The organism is Streptomyces sp. NPDC006733, from assembly GCF_040636125.1.
Taxonomy (GTDB): Bacteria; Actinomycetota; Actinomycetes; order Streptomycetales; family Streptomycetaceae; genus Actinacidiphila.
The window spans coordinates 281,143-298,161 of sequence record NZ_JBEYJD010000002.1; the positions used below are offsets into that span (position 1 = coordinate 281,143).

Annotated in this window: 14 protein-coding genes; 4 read left to right on the forward strand and 10 right to left on the reverse strand. The window is 74.0% G+C overall.

Going from position 1 to position 17,019, the window contains the following annotated elements; translation table 11 throughout:
* Positions 1-32 precede the first annotated feature (32 nt).
* A complete protein-coding gene (locus tag ABZ721_RS03515; RefSeq protein ID WP_358786880.1) occupies positions 33-1,523 on the reverse strand; it encodes a PLP-dependent aminotransferase family protein in 1,491 nt (496 codons plus the stop codon).
* A 96-nt stretch (positions 1,524-1,619) separates the two neighbouring features.
* On the opposite strand from ABZ721_RS03515, the gene ABZ721_RS03520 reads away from it, so the two are divergent.
* Positions 1,620-2,258 (forward strand): hypothetical protein, encoded by a 639-nt coding sequence (locus ABZ721_RS03520; protein WP_358786881.1) that lies wholly within the window; start codon positions 1,620-1,622, stop codon positions 2,256-2,258.
* 375 nt (positions 2,259-2,633) lie between these two features.
* Entirely contained in the window at positions 2,634-3,008 is a 375-nt protein-coding gene (locus tag ABZ721_RS03525; RefSeq protein ID WP_138353051.1) for an RNA polymerase-binding protein RbpA, read from the forward strand.
* Positions 3,009-3,077: 69 nt separating this feature from the next.
* Here ABZ721_RS03525 and fxsA read toward each other — a convergent pair whose 3' ends face one another.
* From fxsA to ABZ721_RS03550, 5 genes are all read right to left on the reverse strand, one after another.
* Positions 3,078-3,671 carry an FxsA family membrane protein gene (gene fxsA / locus ABZ721_RS03530; RefSeq protein ID WP_358786882.1) on the reverse strand — a complete coding sequence of 198 codons (594 nt, stop codon included), beginning with the start codon at positions 3,669-3,671 and terminating at the stop codon, positions 3,078-3,080.
* Positions 3,672-3,733: 62 nt separating this feature from the next.
* Positions 3,734-4,525 carry a polyprenol monophosphomannose synthase gene (locus ABZ721_RS03535; RefSeq protein WP_358786883.1) on the reverse strand — a complete coding sequence of 264 codons (792 nt, stop codon included), beginning with the start codon at positions 4,523-4,525 and terminating at the stop codon, positions 3,734-3,736.
* Entirely contained in the window at positions 4,522-6,156 is a 1,635-nt protein-coding gene (gene lnt, locus ABZ721_RS03540) for an apolipoprotein N-acyltransferase (protein ID WP_358786992.1), read from the reverse strand. The genes ABZ721_RS03535 and lnt overlap by 4 nt, the downstream gene beginning before the upstream one ends.
* 619 nt (positions 6,157-6,775) lie before the next feature.
* The gene (locus ABZ721_RS03545) at positions 6,776-8,404 is read right to left on the reverse strand and encodes an amidohydrolase (protein ID WP_358786884.1); all 1,629 of its coding nucleotides are present in this window, start codon (positions 8,402-8,404) and stop codon (positions 6,776-6,778) included.
* Between the two features lie 30 nt (positions 8,405-8,434).
* Positions 8,435-8,875 (reverse strand): Lrp/AsnC family transcriptional regulator, encoded by a 441-nt coding sequence (locus ABZ721_RS03550; RefSeq protein ID WP_358786885.1) that lies wholly within the window; start codon positions 8,873-8,875, stop codon positions 8,435-8,437.
* Between the two features lie 249 nt (positions 8,876-9,124).
* On the opposite strand from ABZ721_RS03550, the gene ABZ721_RS03555 reads away from it, so the two are divergent.
* Positions 9,125-9,556: a hypothetical protein gene (locus ABZ721_RS03555; protein WP_358786886.1), complete on the forward strand. Its 432-nt coding sequence runs from the start codon at positions 9,125-9,127 to the stop codon at positions 9,554-9,556.
* A gap of 91 nt (positions 9,557-9,647) precedes the next feature.
* On the opposite strand, the gene ABZ721_RS03560 is transcribed toward ABZ721_RS03555, so the two are convergent.
* Positions 9,648-10,823, reverse strand: a complete 1,176-nt coding sequence (locus ABZ721_RS03560) for an acyl-CoA dehydrogenase family protein (RefSeq protein WP_358786887.1) — start codon at positions 10,821-10,823, stop codon at positions 9,648-9,650.
* Positions 10,824-11,201: 378 nt separating this feature from the next.
* On the opposite strand from ABZ721_RS03560, the gene ABZ721_RS03565 reads away from it, so the two are divergent.
* Complete coding sequence (locus ABZ721_RS03565) at positions 11,202-12,428, forward strand: MFS transporter (RefSeq protein WP_358786888.1); 1,227 nt, start codon at positions 11,202-11,204, stop codon at positions 12,426-12,428.
* A 72-nt stretch (positions 12,429-12,500) separates the two neighbouring features.
* Here ABZ721_RS03565 and ABZ721_RS03570 read toward each other — a convergent pair whose 3' ends face one another.
* The 3 genes from ABZ721_RS03570 to ABZ721_RS03580 all read right to left on the reverse strand — a co-directional run bounded on the left by ABZ721_RS03570 (position 12,501) and on the right by ABZ721_RS03580 (position 16,935).
* Positions 12,501-13,757: an SLC13 family permease gene (locus ABZ721_RS03570; RefSeq protein ID WP_358786993.1), complete on the reverse strand. Its 1,257-nt coding sequence runs from the start codon at positions 13,755-13,757 to the stop codon at positions 12,501-12,503.
* Between the two features lie 152 nt (positions 13,758-13,909).
* On the reverse strand, positions 13,910-16,081 hold the full coding sequence (locus ABZ721_RS03575; protein ID WP_358786994.1) for an EAL domain-containing protein: 2,172 nt from the start codon (positions 16,079-16,081) through the stop codon (positions 13,910-13,912).
* A 38-nt stretch (positions 16,082-16,119) separates the two neighbouring features.
* Positions 16,120-16,935 carry an SAM-dependent methyltransferase gene (locus ABZ721_RS03580; RefSeq protein WP_358786889.1) on the reverse strand — a complete coding sequence of 272 codons (816 nt, stop codon included), beginning with the start codon at positions 16,933-16,935 and terminating at the stop codon, positions 16,120-16,122.
* Positions 16,936-17,019: the final 84 nt, after the last annotated feature.

Consider the following 17,019-nt stretch of genomic DNA (forward strand, 5'->3'; position numbering starts at 1 on the left):
CACCGCCCGCCCGCAGGGCGGGTCCGGGGGCGTCAGGCCACGAAGAGGCCGGCGCCCTCGGCGTCGGAGCCGCCGCCGGAGCGCACGATCCGGGCGGCGGCGGCCAGCCGGGACACGGCCTCCTCGGCGGTGGCGCCGCCGACCGTGAACGGCAGCCGCACATAGGACTCGAAGGCCCCGTCGACGCCGAACCGCGGGCCGGACGGGACGCGGACGCCGAGCCGCTCGCCGGCGACCGCGAGCCGCGAGCCGGACACGTCGCCGGTCCGCACCCACATCGTCATGCCGCCGGCCGGCACGGTGAACTCCCAGTCCGGGGTCTGCGCGCGCAGCGCCGCCACCAGGTCGTCCCGGTGTCCGGCGGCACGGTCCCGGCGGGTGGCGACGGCCTGGTCCCAGCCGCCGCCGCGCAGCAGCCAGGCCACGGCGAGCTGGTCCACGACGGGGGAACCGAGGTCCAGGTAGGCGCGGGCCGAGACCAGCCGGCGCACCACGTCGGGGGCCGCCCGGACCCAGCCGATCCGCAGCCCCGCCCAGATCGCCTTGCTCGCGGAGCCGACCGTGATCACCGTGCCGCCGCGGTCGAAGGCGGCCATCGGGCGGGGCATGGCCGTGTCCGCGTCGAGCACCAGCTCGGCCATCGTCTCGTCGGCGACGACCACGGTCCCGGAGGCGCGGGCGGTCTCGACCAGGGCGCGGCGCTGCTCGTCGCCGACCAGGGTGCCGGTCGGGTTGTGGAAGTCGGGCATCACGTAGGCCATCCGCGGCGCCGCGTCGCGCAGCACCCGCTGCCAGGCGTCGATGTCCCAGCCGCCGAGGTTGTCGCGCATGGCCACCGGCACCAGCCGCGCGCCGGTCTCGCGGAACAGCTCCAGCACGTTGGCGTAGCTCGGTGACTCGACCGCGACGCGCTCGCCGAGCCCGACGAGCCGGCGGGCCGACGCGGCGATGGCGCCCATCGCCCCGGTGGTGACCATGATCTGTTCCGGCATCGTCGGCACCCCGCGGGCGGTGTAGCGGTCGGCGATCGCCTCGCGCAGCACCGGGAGCCCGGCCGGGAAGTCGCCGTGGGTGGCCGCGTAGGCCGGCAGTTCGCCCAGCGCGCCCTCCATCGCCCGCGTCAGCCACGGCTCGGGGGCCGGCAGGGCCGCGCAGCCGAGGTCGATGACGGTGCCCGCGGAGTCCGGCGGGAGCGGGTCCAGGATCCGGCTCGGCAGCGCGTGGCCCTCCGGTACGGCCGTCCAGCTGCCGGCGCCCCGGCGGGAGCGCGCGAAGCCCTCGGCGCGCAGCGCCTCGTACGCGGCGGCGACGGTGGTGCGGCTGACGCCCAGCGCGAGGGCGAGCTCCCGTTCGGCGGGCAGCCGGGCGGCGACCGGCACCCGGCCCTCGAGGACCAACAGCCGTACGCCGTCGGCCAGTCCGCGGTAGGCCGGTACGCGCCGGCCGCCGCTGCCGGAGGCCGGACGGGGTTCGAGGAGCCGGGCGAGCGGCGCCGCGCCGACCGATGCAGTCCACTGCGACATGAAATTCAGTCCACCTTTCGCGGATTGGCTGTGGCGGTCACCCACATCCATGCCACAGAGTGCCACGTAGCTTGCCGCATCCACCAGGGGGGACCCATGTACACCGGCCGTCGCGTCGTCCATCTCTATGTCGGCCTGGTGCTGTACGGCGCCAGCGACGGCCTCCTGGTCGGCGCCGGGCTCGGCCTGGACCCCTGGGACGTGTTCCACCAGGGGATCTCCGAACGGTCCGGGCTGAGCATCGGCCTGGTGTCGATCATCGTGGGCGCTGCGGTGCTGCTGCTGTGGTGGCCGCTGCGGCAGCGGCCCGGCCTGGGCACCGTCTCCAACGTCTTCATCGTCGGGCTGGCGATGGACGGCACGCTGCGGCTGCTGCCGGACGTGCACTCCCTGGGCATCCGGATACCGCTGCTGGTGGCGGCGGTCGTGCTCAACGGCGCGGCGACCGGCCTCTACATCACCGCACGCTTCGGGCCCGGCCCGCGCGACGGCCTGATGACGGGGCTGCACCGCAGGACGGGACGGTCCATCCGGCTGGTCCGCACCGGCATCGAGCTGACGGTGCTGGTGGTCGGCTTCCTGCTGGGCGGCGGCGTGGGGGTGGGGACCGTGCTGTACGCGGTGGCGATCGGGCCGCTCGCCCAGTACTTCCTGCGGGTCTTCGAGATCCCGCAGCCGGCGCGGGAGCCGGTGCCCGTGGTCGCGGTGCCCGCGGACCCGGCCGTCCTGCCGTAGGGCCCGCCCGCGGTGTACGAGGCCGGCGACCGGGGTACGAGGTGCTTCGTGCCGCCGGCCGCGGGCCGGCGCATCCGGCCCTGGAGGCCGCGGGAAATCGCGTCCCTGCCAGAATTTAGGTATTGGGGGTCGCGGGCCGGTAGTGTACGCGGTTGTCCCGCCAGGTTGACCGTTACTGCGCGCCAAAGATATGAAAACGCCGGGTGACATCTGGTAACAGATGTGACAAAACGGTCAACGGTGGGTACAAACAGGGGCGGCACGACGGACGACACTTGTCCCACACGGGAATCTTCACCGCCGACCGGACGTTGACCGGATGACGACGACAGCGACACCTGTCCTGTGGGCGACAAAGCCCGGGAGGCACGATTCATGAGTGAGCGAGCTCTCCGCGGTACGCGACTCGGGGCCACTAGCTACGAGACCGACCGTGGTATCGATCTGGCACCTCGCCAGACCGTTGAGTACGCATGCCGGAACGGACATCGCTTTGAGATGCCGTTCTCGGTTGAGGCCGAGATTCCGTCGGAGTGGGAGTGCCGCGCCTGCGGCACCATCGCACTTCTGGTGGACGGAGAGGGCCCGGAGAAGAAGGAAACCAAGCCCGCGCGCACGCACTGGGACATGCTCATGGAGCGGCGCACGCTCGAGGAGCTCGAGGAGGTGCTGGCCGAGAGGCTGGCCGTCCTGAGGTCCGGAGCGATGAACATCGCGGTGCATCCGCGCGACAACCGCAAGAGCGCCTGAACACCAGGCATCGGGCCCGTGGTGACACACGGGCCCGCCCAACACTTCCGCCCCGTGGCGGAGCGCTGATCAGCGCTCTGTCCCGGGGTTCTTGCGTTCCGGGTCCACGACCTCGCCCTGGATGACCTCGCCGGGGATGACCTTGCCGTCGGGACGGTGGATGCGGATCTGCTCGTTGGCCACCCGCGCCTGCTGGAACAGGTCGCCGATCGAGCCGGAGTCGTAGCTCCGGCGCCGCCCCAGGGAGCGGTCCGCGGCCTTGCGCAGCAGGACGCGGGTCGGCGGGAACAGGCACAGCAGCCCCAGCACGTCCGACGCGAAGCCCGGGATCATCAGCAGCAGGCCGCCGAGCATGCCCAGCGCCGCCCCAGTCGCCTCGCTCCCCGGCGGGGCGATCCCCGGCTTGCCGGGGGTCCCCGGGGCGCCGGGCTGCATGGAGACCGTCAGGCTGCGCCAGGCGCTGCGCCCGGCCCGCTTCACCACGAGCGCGCCCAGCACGATGCCGGCCGCGAGCAGCAGCAGGACGCCGCCGACGCTGGTGGCCGAGGCCACCACGGTCAGCAGCCAGATCTCCAGGACCAGCCAGGCCGCGACCACGAGGGGCGCGAAGGTGCGGACGCGCGAGCGCCGGGGGCGGACCGGGGGCGGGGTGCTGGTTGTCATACGGTCAATTGTGCCTGGGCCCGGATAAAGGCACGATCACCAGCGGACATCGCCGGTCACGTTCAGCCGGACTTGCGGCCCAGGGTCCGGTTCACCCGGGAGCCCACGCCCCAGGCGGTGACCCGCCACAGCGCCTCGACCACGATGTTGCGGCTCATCTTGCTGTCGCCGCGCACGCGCTCGACGAAGGTGATGGGGACCTCGACGACGTGGTAGCCGGCCTTGACCGTGCGCCAGGCCAGGTCGACCTGGAAGCAGTAGCCGGCCGAGGCCACCTCGTCCATGCCGAGGCCGGTCAGGGTCTCCTTGCGGAAGGCCCGGTAGCCGCCGGTGACGTCACGGATCGGCACGTCCAGCAGGATCCGCGAGTACGTGCTGCCGCCGCGGGAGAGGAACTCGCGCGACTTGGGCCAGTTCACGACGCGGCCGCCGGGGATCCAGCGGGAGCCGAGGACCAGGTCCGCACCCTTGAGGGCGGTCAGCAGCCGGGGCAGCTCCTCGGGCTGGTGCGAGCCGTCGGCGTCCATCTCGACCAGGACGCCGTAGCCCTGGTCGATGCCCCAGCGGAAGCCCGCCAGGTAGGCGGCGCCCAGGCCCTCCTTGCCCTGCCGGTGCAGCACGTGGACGTGGTCGTCCGCGGAGGCCAGTTCGTCGGCGAGCTTGCCGGTGCCGTCGGGGCTGTTGTCGTCGGCGACCAGGATGTGCGCCTCGGGCACCGAGGACCGGACCCGGGCCACGATCGGTTTGATGTTCTCGGCCTCGTTGTAGGTCGGGATGATGACCAGCACCGTGCCGAGCGGACCGAAGTCACGCCCCTGGGTCCCGCCGCGCGGAACCCCACCGCCCTCGTTCACTGCTGCCCCTTCGCTCTGGTGACTTCGCGCCTGCCGAGCGCGATGGCGACAGCGCAGGACAGAATCCCCACCATAGCGAGAGTCCACTCGGGAGCCGTACCGACGCGGTCGGCCACCGTGAGCTCGTCGCGGAGCGGGATGCGGGCACTCAGGACATCCTGGGTGAATTCCGCCGTGCGCTGCTCGATGGTGCCGTCGGGGGCCACCACCGCGCTGATGCCGCTGGTCGCGGCGGTGACGATGGCCCGGCCGTGCTCGACGGCGCGCAGCCGCGACATGGCGAGCTGCTGCTCGGGCTGGCCGGTGCGGCCGTACGTCGCGTTGTTGGTCTGCACGATGATCGCGCGGGCGCCGGCCTTCACCGTGTCGTGCACGATCTCGTCGTAGGCGACCTCGAAGCAGATGACATCCCCGAGCGTGGCCGGTCCGATCTTGAGCACGCCGGTGTTCTTGCCCGGGTAGAAGTCCCGCGGGATCTGGTCGAGCCGCTTGACGACCTTGCTGAGCTGCGCGCGGAAGGGCACGTACTCGCCGAACGGCACCGGGTGCTGCTTGGTGTACGAGGCGCCGGGCCCGGAGACCGGGTCCCAGACGATGCCCTCGTTCTGCACGTGCCGGGCGTCCGGGCCGTCGACCAGCGCGCCGACGAGGATCGGGACGCCCACGGCGCGGACCGCCCGGGTGATCCTGTCGTACGCCTGCGGGTTGCTGAACGGATCGAGGTCCGAGGAGTTCTCCGGCCAGATCACCAGGTCCGGCTCGGGCACGCGCTTCGCCTTGATGTCCTCGGCCAGCTCCAGGGTGGCCGCGACGTGGTTGTCCAGGATCTGCAGCGGGCGGCCGAGGAAGTGCATCCCGGGCTGCTGGACGTCGCCCTGCACGATGGCGACCTTGACGAAGTCGGTCGCGTCGGTGGGCACCGGCACCAAGTAGCCGGCGCCGAGCAGGGCGGCCGCGAGCGCGGCCGACCCGGCGGCGGGCAGCAGCGCCCGGGGGGTGCGGGCGGACCCTTCGGCGCGCCACCGCAGGGCCGCGAGCACGGCCGCGGCCAGCAGCGTGCCGCTCAGCGCGACGGCGAAGGTCACCAGCGGGGCCCCGCCGAGGGCCGCCAGCGGGGTGAAGGGCGAGCCGGTGTTGGCGAAGGCCAGCCGGCCCCAGGGGAAGCCGCCGAACGGCAACCGGTCCCTGGCCAGTTCCTCGGCCACCCACAGGCAGCCGCCCCACAGCGGCCACCAGGGCAGCCGCGAGGTGACCGCCAGGGCTGCCCCGAGGGCGGCGACGAAGAGCGCTTCCAGCACGGACAGCCCGAAGACCGCGTCGTAGCCGACGACCCGCAGCCACAGCAGCAGCCACAGGAAGAAGGGCAGCGCGAAGGCGAAGCCGAGCCAGGCGCCCTGGCGGGCGGTCCTGCCCCGGGTGAGGACGGACAGTCCGGCGACCGCGGCGATCGACAGCGGCCACAGGTCGTAGGGCGGGAAGGCGGCGGCGAGGGCCAGTCCGCAGAGCGCGGCGGCGGCGCTGCGCGGGGCAGCGCGGCGGGCGGCCAGCGCGGCGCGCCGGCGGCGGCCGGGCCGCCCGGGCGCGGGCCCGTCGGGCTCCCGCGGGGTGCCGGATCCGGCGGCCTGGTCCACGACGGCCTCCTCGGACGGCTCCGCGGCTGGGTCCACGGCCGGGGCGGTGTCGGGTCGCGGGCGCACGTCGCGGCCTTCCTGCAGGTGGTGAGCTGGTGCAGTGACGGTACAACGTGTTCGCGCCGCCGCGGGTCGCGGGTGCGTAAAGGCCGTGAAAGGCTCTGCCGCGACGACGCGCGGGAGGCGGGGCGGCACGCGCCCGCTGCGGAACGAGCCCGGAACGCCCTTCGGGCCGACCTGGGACCCGCTGGCTGCGAGTCGGCGCCAAGGCCGTTGTCTACTGGGCGTCCGGGCCCTTCCCGGGTCACACCTGCCGTCCGGCGGCACTCGCCGTGGAGCGAGCCGCTTGCCGTGCCGCTGGCGCTGGACCTGGCTGCCGGTGGCGGCGTGCACGTGCGGCGCGACACCCCATGGCCCAGCGGCGGTCGACGGATTCGCGGAGGGTCCCCGGTCCGACGTCCTGTGGTGGACTCGGCCGAACCTACTCGCCCTCGACCGCTGGCTGTCAATAGCGACCTGACCTGCGCTTATCCGTCAAATCAGCAGGTCAGTGCGGGGCCGGTCGAGTCGGCGCGACAGGCCGAGGGAACACCGTTCGGCCGCATGTGGCCGCCCTCGGTCACTCATTCGGCCGTGCGTAGACGGTCCGGCCGGAGACGACGGTACGCAGAGCGACCGGAAGGGCACGGTCCGGTGCGACGTCCGGCAGCCCCGGCGTGCCCGAGCGCGGGTCGGTGGACCAGTTGGCGACCCGTTCGTCCGGAGCCTGCACCACCAGCTCGCCGCCGCGCCACAGCACGTAGTCCGCGGGCGCGCCCGGCATCAGGACCCCGGTGTCGTCCCGGCCGACCGCGCGCCAGCCGCCCCGGGTGTGGGCGTTGAAGGCGGCGCGGGCCGAGATCCGGTGCTCCGGGGTGCGGTGGAAGGCGGCGGCGCGCACCGCGCCCCACGGGTCGAGGGGGGTGACGGGGCTGTCGGAGCCGAGGACGAGCGGCACTCCGGCGCGCACCATGGCGGCGTAGGAGTTGAGCGTCCCGGCCCGCTCCGCGCCGAGCCGCTCGGCGTACATCCCGTCCCCGCCGCCCCACGCCGCGTCGAAGGCCGGCTGCACCGAGGCGATCAGGCCCAGCTCGGCGAAGCCGGCGATCGTGTCGGGCGTCATCATCTCGGCGTGCTCGACCCGGTGGCGCAGCGCCCGGATCCGGTCGGTGCCGACCCGCTCCGCGGCGGCCCGCACCCCCGCCACGACGGAGGAGACGGCCGCGTCCCCGATGGCGTGGAAGCCCGCCTGGACGCCGGCCTCGGTGCAGGCGGCGACGTGGGCGGCGATGGTGTCGGTGTCGAGGAAGGCGGTGCCGTGGTGCGCGGCGTCGGCGTAGGGCGCGTGCAGGCAGGCGGTGTGCGAGCCCAGGGACCCGTCGACGAACAGGTCGCCGCCCGCGCCGACGGCGCCCAGGTCGCGGATGCGGTCGAGCCCCGTGGCGTCCTCGACGGCCTCGGCCCAGTACCCGAAGACCCGGGGGCCGGCCTCCTGCGCGGCGAGCGCCAGCAGGCCGGTGAGGTCGTCCTCGGAGGAGATGTCGGGGCCGGCGCACTCGTGCACCGCGCTGATCCCCAGCGAGGCCGCGTGGCGCAGCGCCGCGCGCGGCGCCACGAGCCGCTGGGCGGAGGTGACGGCGGCGTGCGCGGCGCGGCGCACCGCGTGGTGCGCGTCGGCGGTGAGCGGGCCCTGCGGGTGGTGGCCCGGCAGGTCGCGCACGCCGGGCACGAGGTCGAGCAGCGCGGTGGTGACGACGGCGGAGTGCACGTCCACCCGGGTCAGGTAGAGCGGACGGCCACCGACGGCCTCGTCCAGCTCCTGGCGCGAGGGGGCCCGCCGCTCGGGCCAGCGCGACTCGTCCCAGCCGTGGCCGAGCAGCACCCGGTCGCCGGCCCGGTCGCGGGAGAACGCGGCGGTGCGCGCGAGCGCGTCGGCGAGCGAGGTGGCGGCGGTGAGGTCCAGGCCGGTGAGCGCGAGGCCGGTGGCGGTGGTGTGCACGTGCGCGTCGGTGAAGGCCGGGGTGACGAGCGCGCCGTCGAGGTGGACCACCTCGTCGACGCCGTCCACGAAGGAGTCGGCGGCGCCCTCGGAGCCCACCCAGGCGACGGTGCCGCCCTCCACGACCATGGCCGTGGCGAAGGGGTCGGCGGGGCTGTAGACGGTTCCGCCGCGCAGCAGCACGGTCGTGGAGGGGGTGCGCTCGTTCATGGGGAACAGTCTCTCCCCTGCCCGGAGCGCTCAGATGCGCGGGGGCCTGGCCTCGTACGGAGTGGACAGCACGACGGTGGTGCGGGTGGAGACCCCGGCCAGGGTGCGGATCCGGGTGAGCAGGTGCTCCAGCTCGCCGGGGGTCGCGACGCGGACCTTGAGGATGTAGTTCTCCTCCCCCGCGACGCTGTGGCAGGCCTCGATCTCGGGCACCTCGGCGAGGCGCTCCGCGATGTCGTCGGGCGCGCTCGGGTCGAACGGCTTGATCGAGATGAACGCCGTCAGGGACAGGCCGACCGCTTCCGCGTCGACGATCGCGGCGTAGCCGCGGATCACCCCGCGCTGCTCCAGACGGCGCACCCGCTGGTGCACCGCCGAGGTGGACAGGCCCGTGGCCTTGCCCAGGTCGGTGTAGCTCATCCGCCCATCGGCGACGAGAAGTTCCACGATCTGCTGGTCCAGCTCCTCCACGGCGGTCAACCTACTGCCCCGGAGGCTCTTCGGCACAGCGGGCGGGTGGCGCGCCGGGGCGGGAGGGCGTTCTCCGGGGGCGCACACGCCCCGAAGGGCACTGGATGTGACGAAGGCCACACCGTGCGCACCCCGCGATGGCATCCGCAGAGGTTATCGGCGGCGCTGGACGGGAAGCTCTCGCTATGGCCGTGGCCGTCGTGCCCGGCGGGCCCGTCGAACGGGCGTTCATCCAAGGGGGATCCACCTATGCGCACCCATGTGCGGCCCGGCCGCAGCGACCGTACGCAACCCGCACCGGCGGAGGACGACGAACGGGCCCTGGCGCTCGAAGCCGCCGCCCTGGACGCCGAGGAGGCGTTCGACGAGGAGGTCTACGCCGTCCTGCGGGTGCACTGCCCGGACTGCGCCCGGCCGATCGCGCTCTTCGAGGGCGAGGACGTGCTGCCGCAGCACGCGCTGTGCCCGACGCCGTGGAACCCGTTCGGCATCACCGTCTGCGCCGGTTCCGGGCGGGCGATGCGGGACGCGCAGCCGGTGGACGGCATGGAGTACACCGGCGAGGAGCTGGCCACGCTGCTGGCGCTGCCGGCCGGACTCGACTGGCGCACCCAGCCGTTCTCGCACGCGTACGGCCCCGAGTCGCGCCCGGTACGGGTGCCGCGCCAGCGCGCGGCCTGACCCGCCGGCCGTCCGACCGGCCACCTGACCGCCCGCGCGACCGTCCGCGTCGCGGTGCCGCGTCCCCGGGGGACGCGGCACCGGCGCGGCGCTACGGCTTGCTCTCCGGCCCGGCCAGGTGCCGGGCGATGACCATCCGCTGGATCTGGTTGGTGCCCTCGACGATCTGCAGCACCTTGGCCTCGCGCATGTAGCGCTCGACGGGGAAGTCGACCGTGTAGCCGTAGCCGCCCAGGAGTTGGACGGCGTCGGTGGTCACCTGCATCGCGGCGTCCGTGCAGAAGAGCTTGGCCATGGCCGCCTGCCGCGAGAAGTCCCGGCCCGCGTCCCGCAGCCGGGCCGCGGCCAGGTACAGCGCCCGGCCCGCCTCGATCTTGGTGGCCATGTCGGCGAGCATGAAGCGCAGCCCCTGGAAGTCCACCAGCGGGCGGCCGAACTGCTTGCGGGCCAGCGTGTAGCTCAGCGCCTCGTCGAGGGCGCCCTGGGCGACCCCGACGGCACAGGCCGCGATGCCGAGCCGGCCCGAGTCGAGTGCGGACAGGGCGATGGTGAAGCCCTGCCCCTCCTCGCCGACGCGGCGGCTGTCCGGGACGCTCACGCCGTCGAAGTGCACCTGGGCGGTGGGCGATCCCTTCATGCCCATCTTCCGCTCGGGCTGGGCCGCGGTCAGCCCCGCCGAGTCGGCGGGGACCAGGTACGCGGTGATGCCGCGCGGGCCCTCGGCGCCGCTGCGGGCGAGCACGGTGTAGAAGTCGGCGACGCCGCCGTGGGTGATCCACGCCTTCGTGCCGTCGATGGTCCAGTTCCCGTCGCGCAGCACCGCCCGGGTGTTCAGCGACGCGGCGTCGGAGCCGGCGGCGGGCTCGGAGAGGCAGTACGCGCCCAGCAGGGAGCCGCCGAGCATGGCGGGCAGGTGCTCGGCCCGCTGCTCCTTGGTGCCGAAGTGCGCCAGCGCGTGGCAGGCGAGGGTGTGGACGCTCACCCCGAGGCCGACGGTGAGCCGGGCGGCCGCCAGTTCCTCCAGCACCTGCAGGTAGACCTCGTAGGGCTGTCCCCCGCCGCCGTACTCCTCCGCGTAGGGCAGGCCCAGCAGCCCCGCCTCGCCGATCAGCGAGAACGTGTCCCGCGGGAAGCTCCCGGTGTCCTCCTCCTCGGCGGCCCGGGGAGCGATCTCCCGCTGGGCCAGCTCGCGGGTGAGGGCGAGCAGGTCTCGGGCCTCCTCGGTGGGCAAGTGGCGGTCTACCGGTTGCGGGCCGTTGCGGGGCATGGCGGCACGCTCCTCCCTGTCAGGCGCGGCGGCGACCGCCCAGGGTGTGGCGGTGCCGTACGTCTTGCGGTGCCCAGGAGCCGATCGTCTCCCCCCGGGTCGCGGCGGGGCTTGATCAGCGGCTGTGGCGCGATGGAGTATGCCCGATCGGGCGCCCGGCGTCACGGGGCGAGGGCCGCTTCCGGTACGGATCAGGGGTCTTCCGGGGGTCGGCGGCCCGGCACCGTGCGCACCCGGCCGTACGCCGCGGCGCGGCGGACGGCGGGCCCGGCGGCGTACCCGGCCGTCATCCGTACGGCCTCTCCCCGGCGGCGGCGGGCGGATCCGCCCGCACACGATGGACGCAGTGCAGACCCGGACGTACGCGAGGAGCGGCCCATGACATCGACAGCGCGGTCCGCTCCCACCGGTCCTGCCCCGGCGCCCGCGGACGCGCCGTCCGGCACCGCGTACCGCAACCTGGTCGTCGCCACGGTCGGGTTCACGCTGACGTTCTGGGCGTGGGCGCTCGTCGCGCCGCTGGGCAGCAGCCTCAAGGACAGCCTGGGGCTGGACTCGTTCTCCCAGTCGGTGCTGGTGGCCGTGCCCGTCATCGTGGGGTCGCTCGGCCGCATCCCGGTCGGCGCGCTGACCGACCGGTTCGGCGCCCGGCTGATGTTCCCGCTGGTCTCGGCGCTGACCATCGTGCCGGTGCTGCTGCTGATCCCGGCCAAGGGCTCGTTCGGCGCGCTGCTGGCGGTGGGCTTCCTGCTCGGCCTGGGCGGTACGACGTTCGCCATCGGCATCCCGCTGGTCAACTCCTGGTTCCCGCCCGCCCGCCGGGGGCTGGCGCTGGGCGTGTTCGGGATGGGCATGGGCGGCGTGGCCCTGTCCGGGTACTTCACCCCGCGGCTGTACAAGCACGACGAGAACCTGCCGTTCCTCATCGTGGCGGCCGCGCTGGCGGTGTACGCCGTCCTGGCCTGGCTGCTGATCAGGGACCGGCCCGACCGGCCGGTGCCGGCGGCGCCGCTCGCGACGCGGCTGGGGCAGGCGGGCCGGCTGCGGGTCACCTGGGAGCTGTCGGCGCTGTACGCGATCGGGTTCGGCGGCATCGTCGCGTTCGGCGTCTACCTGCCCACGTACCTCAAGACCTGGTACGAGCTCAGCCCCACCGACGCGGGCACCAAGGCGGCCGGGTTCGCGCTGGTCACCGTCATCTTCCGGCCGGTCGGCGGCTGGCTGTCGGACCGGGTGCACCCGGCGGTCGTCACCGCCTGGGCGCTCGCCGCGGTCGCGCTGCTGGCGATCGTGCAGGCCTTCGACCCGACGCTGGACCCGCTCGGGACGATCTGCTTCCTCGTCATGGCGGCGGGGCTGGGCGCGGCGAGCGGGTCGGTGTTCGCGCTGGTCTCGCGGGTCACCCCGCAGCCGCAGGTGGGCAGCGTGACGGGCATCGTCGGCGCGGTGGGCGGCCTCGGCGGCTTCGTGCCGCCGCTGGTGATGGGCGCCATCTACAGCGGCAAGGGCTCGTACTCGATCGGCTTCATGCTGCTGTCCGACCTGGCGCTGGCGGGCTGCGTGTACGCCGCCGGGCGGATGCGCGGCATCGGCGGCAGGGCCTGAGACCCGGGCGGACCCAGCGGGCCTGGTGGAGACCTGCCCTGGACGGCCCCCAGGAGGCCGCCCAGGAGCCCCTCAGGTGCCCGTGAGCCGCAACATGGCCCACAGCGCCGTCGTGGCCCCCACCAGCGTCACAGGCACCGTCAGCAGCCCCAGGCGGGTGAAGACGCCCAGCTGCGGGTCCTTGCCGTGGTCGCTGAGGATGCGGCGCCACAGCAGGGTGGCCAGCGAGCCGGCGTAGGTGAGGTTCGGGCCGAGGTTGACGCCGATCAGGACGGCGAGCACCGGACCCGGCCCGGCCGAGGCGACGAGCGGCAGCAGGGCCAGCACCGCGGGCAGGTTGTTGATCAGGTTGGCGAGCACGGCGGCGAGCGCCGCCACCGCCAGCAGCTCGGGCAGCCCGGCCCCGGACGGCAGCACCCGGTCGGCCGCGCCGGCCAGGCCGTTGTCGACCACGGCCTTGACGACGACGCCCAGCGCCAGCACGAACAGGCAGAACAGCGGGTTCGCGGCGCCGACCAGGCCGCGGACGGTCGTCCGGCCGCGGCGCAGCGCCCGCGCCCCCAGCACCAGCGCCCCGGCCAGCGCCGCCCAGGCCGGGTCGGCCCCGGCCAGCGACGTCACGACGAAGCCCACGAGGGTCAGGGCCACCACGACGAGGGTGAACACCGGCAGCGCGGGCCGGGCGACGGTTTCCGTGCCGCGCGAGGGGGCGGCCAGGTCGGCGGCGAAGAACCGGCGGAAGATCAGGTACTCCAGCCCGATCGCCACCAGCCAGGGCAGCGCCATCACCGCCGCGAAGCGGGTGAAGGAGAGCCCTGCCGCGGCGAAGGCCAGCAGGTTGGTCAGGTTGGAGACCGGCAGCAGCAGCGACGCCGAGTTCGCCAGGTGGGCGCACGCGTACACGTGCGGCCGGGACCGGGTCCCGGCGCGGGCGGCGGTCACGATGACCACCGGGGTCAGCAGCACCACCGTCGCGTCCAGGCTGAGCACGGCGGTGATCAGCGAGGCCACCGCGAAGACCCCGGCCAGCAGCCGGCGGGGCTCGCCCCGGCAGGCGCGGGCCATCGCGTCCCCGGCGGCGGTGAACAGGCCCGCGTCGGCGCACAGCTCCGCCAGCACCAGCACGGCGGCGAGGAAGCCGACGACCGGCAGCAGTTCCCTCGTCTGCGCCCAGGCGTCGTGCCAGGGCACCGCGCCGGTCGCCGTCAGCAGGACGGCCGCCGGCACCGCGGCGACCGCCTCGGGCCAGCCGCGCGGGCGGGCGACCGCGAACCCGAGCACCAGCAGGAGCAGGACGACGGACAGGATCTCGGCGGCGGTGCTGCTCAGGGTCGCTCTCCACGGGCCGTGCGGGGCGGTCGGCCGGTCCCGTGGGACGGGGGCGCGGGCATGACCAGGTCAGGAGCCAGCATGCACCACGCCGCCGGCCGGCCGGGCGGCGGAGGCGGTGAGTCTCCCGGTGGGATGCGGGCGGGAGCGCGTCAGGCGCTCATCGCGTCGGCCAGCGTCAAGGTGTGCAGATGGTCCGGCGGGCCCGGCCGGGCGTAGTACCAGCCCTGGGCGGTGTCGCAGCCGAGCAGCCCCAGGTGCTCGGCCTGGGTGCGGGTCTCCACGCCCTCGACGGTCACGGTGAGGCCGAGCGTGTGGGCGAGGGAGACGATGCCCTCGACGATCTTGAGGTCGACGGGGTCGGCCGGGTGCTGGCGGATGCCCCGGGTGAAGGCGCGGTCGAGCTTGAGGTTGCTGATCGGCAGCCAGCGCAGCGACGACAGGTTGGAGTAGCCGGTGCCGAAGTCGTCCAGGGCGATGTCCACCCCCAGGTCGACCAGCCGGCGCAGCGGCTTGAGGGCGTCCTCGTCGGCGCCGATCAGGGCGCTCTCGGTGACCTCCAGGCACAGCGCGGTGGGGTCGAGCCCGGTCTCGTCGAGGACGGCGGCGACCTCGTCGACCAGCCCCGGGTGGTAGAGCTGGCACGGCGACAGGTTGACGTTGACCCGGACCGGCAGGCCGTCGGTGCTCCGCAGCTGCCAGGCGCGCGCCTGCCGGGCGGACTCCTGCAGCACCCAGCGGCCCAGCGGGACGATCTGCCCGGTGCTCTCGGCCAGCGGTATGAACTGGTCGGGCCCGAGCACGCCGTGCAGCGGGTGGCACCACCGGACCAGGGCCTCCGCGCCCTGCACGCTGCCGTCGGAGAGCCGGATGAGGGGCTGGTACTCGATGAAGAACTCGCCGCGCTCCAGGGCGGTCGGCAGCCGGTTCGTCAGGCCGTGCCGGGTGATCGCGCGGGCGTCGGAGTCCGGGTCCGCGACCTCGTAGCGGTTGCCGCCCGCGGCCTTGGCCCGGTACATCGTGATGTCGGCGCTGCGCAGCACGTCGGCCGCGCCGCGGGTGCCGGTGGGCCCCTCGACGATGCCGATGCTGCCGTGCACGGGCAGTTCGCGGCCGTCGAGGCGCACGGTGGTGGAGAGCGCCGCCAGGATCCGGTCGGCGAGGTCGGTGACCTCGCCCTGCGTCGCGGGGTCCACGATCAGGGCCGCGAACTCGTCGCCGCCGATCCGGGCCACCAGCTGGCCGGGGCCGGTCACGCACGCCTGCAGCCGCTCGGCGACGGCGACCAGCAGCCGGTCGCCCACCGCGTGGCCGAGGCTGTCGTTGACGGCCTTGAAGCCGTCGAGGTCCAGGTAGCACAGGCCGAGGCGCTCGGTCCCGGTCCCGGGCGACAGGGCCTGTTCCAGCCGTTCGAAGAACAGGGCCCGGTTCGGGAGTCCGGTGAGGGTGTCGTGGGTCGCCTCGTGCCGCAGCCGGTCGGTCAGCAGCCGGGCCTCGGTGATGTCCTCCATGAGCGCCAGCTGGTACTGCGGGACCCCCGAGGAGTCCCTGAGCAGCGACACGGAGAGGTTGGTCCACAGCGCGGTGCCGTCGGGGCGGTAGTACGGCTTGGTGATCCGGTACTCCTCGCGCTCGCCGCGGACCAGCTCGCCGTAGAGCCCCCAGACGTCGGAGCCGTCCTCCGGGTGCACGAAGTCGCTGACGTTGCGGTTGCGGACGTGGTGCTCGCCGCCGAACATCTGCGTCAGCGCGCCGTTCAGCTCGATGACCCGTCCGTCGAGGTCGGCGATTCCGATGCCGATCGCCGCGCCCTCGAAAACGGCGCGAAAACGGGCCTCGCTGGCCTGCAGCGCCGTCTCGGCCTCCGCACGGGCGGCGATCGCCGCCCGGGAGATGGCCTCCTGCTCGGAGCGGGTGCGCTCGACCAGCGCGCGGGCGAACCCGGCCGCGACGGCGTGCTGCAGCCGGGCGCAGCGCGACCGGCTCTCGTCGGCCGGCAGGTCCTCCGGCGGGCAGTAGAGCACCAGGTACGCGTCGACCACCCGCAGGATGCTGGGCAGCACCTCGGGGTCGGTGCAGTGCGCCGCCACCAGCGCGGCGCCGACCTCGAAGGCCGGGCGCGGGTCGAAGGGCGTGGCCCGCAGCGCCTCGTCGAGCCCGCGGGCCAGCGGGAGCAGGTACTCCTCGAACTCCGAGCGCGTCATGGACGTCGCGGTGGCCGGGTAGATCGCTCGGCTCCATATGGTGGCGAAGCGCCGCAGGCCGTCGGCCCGTGCGTCCAGCTCGGTGTCCCCGGTGGCGTCCTGCCCGGTGCCTCCGGCCAGGTGCAGCCCGGAGCCCTCGGTTCCCGCCGGCTGTGAGGTCACGCCTTGTGCCCCACGCCGGCGAAGCCGACGAAGGCCGCGGGGTCCTCTTCGTGGCCCTCGGGGGTGTCCGGATGCCAGTCGGGCATCGACACCAGACCGGGTTCCACGATGTCGAAGCCCTCGAAGAACGGCTCCAGCTCGGCGCGGGTGCGCATGATCAGCGGGGAGCTGGCCTTGCGGTAGACGCCCTGGACGCCGCCGCCCTGCTCGGCCGAGATGGGGCCGCCCTCGGTCGAGGCGTGGGTCAGCACCAGCAGGCTGCCGGGGGCGAGCGCGTCCCGCAGTTCGGCCACCGCGGCGGCCGGGCCGTCCTCGTCGGGCACGAAGTGGAGGACGGCGACCAGCAGCAGCGCCACCGGCTTGTCGAAGTCGAGCAGTTCGGTGGCCTCGGGACTGGTCAGGATGTCCTTGGGCTTGCGGAGGTCGGCGGCGGCGATCCGGGCCGTCGGATTGCCGTCGAGCACCGCGCGGCTGTGCGCGACGGCGACCGGGTCGCTGTCGACGTAGAGCACCCGGGCGCCGGGGCTGGCGGCCTGGGCGACCTCGTGCACGTTGCCGAAGGTCGGTATGCCGGAGCCGATGTCCAGGAACTGGGTGATGCCCTGGTCGACGGCGTAGCGGACGGCCCGGCGCATGAACGCCCGGTTCGCCTGCATGATCTTGGGGAGTCCCGGAAAGATCTCCATGGCCCGGCGGGCTGCCTCGCGGTCCACCTCGAAGTTGTGCGAACCACCGAGGTAGTAGTCGTAGATGCGCGACACACTCGGTACCGAGAGGTCAATACCCTGGGGTGCCCAGGCGGGACGCTCCATCACGGTCTCCAGCTCATCAGATGATCTTGGTATGCCCAAGATACCGGCCTACTCTCCACCAAAGGCTATCGATCACCGGAGCTA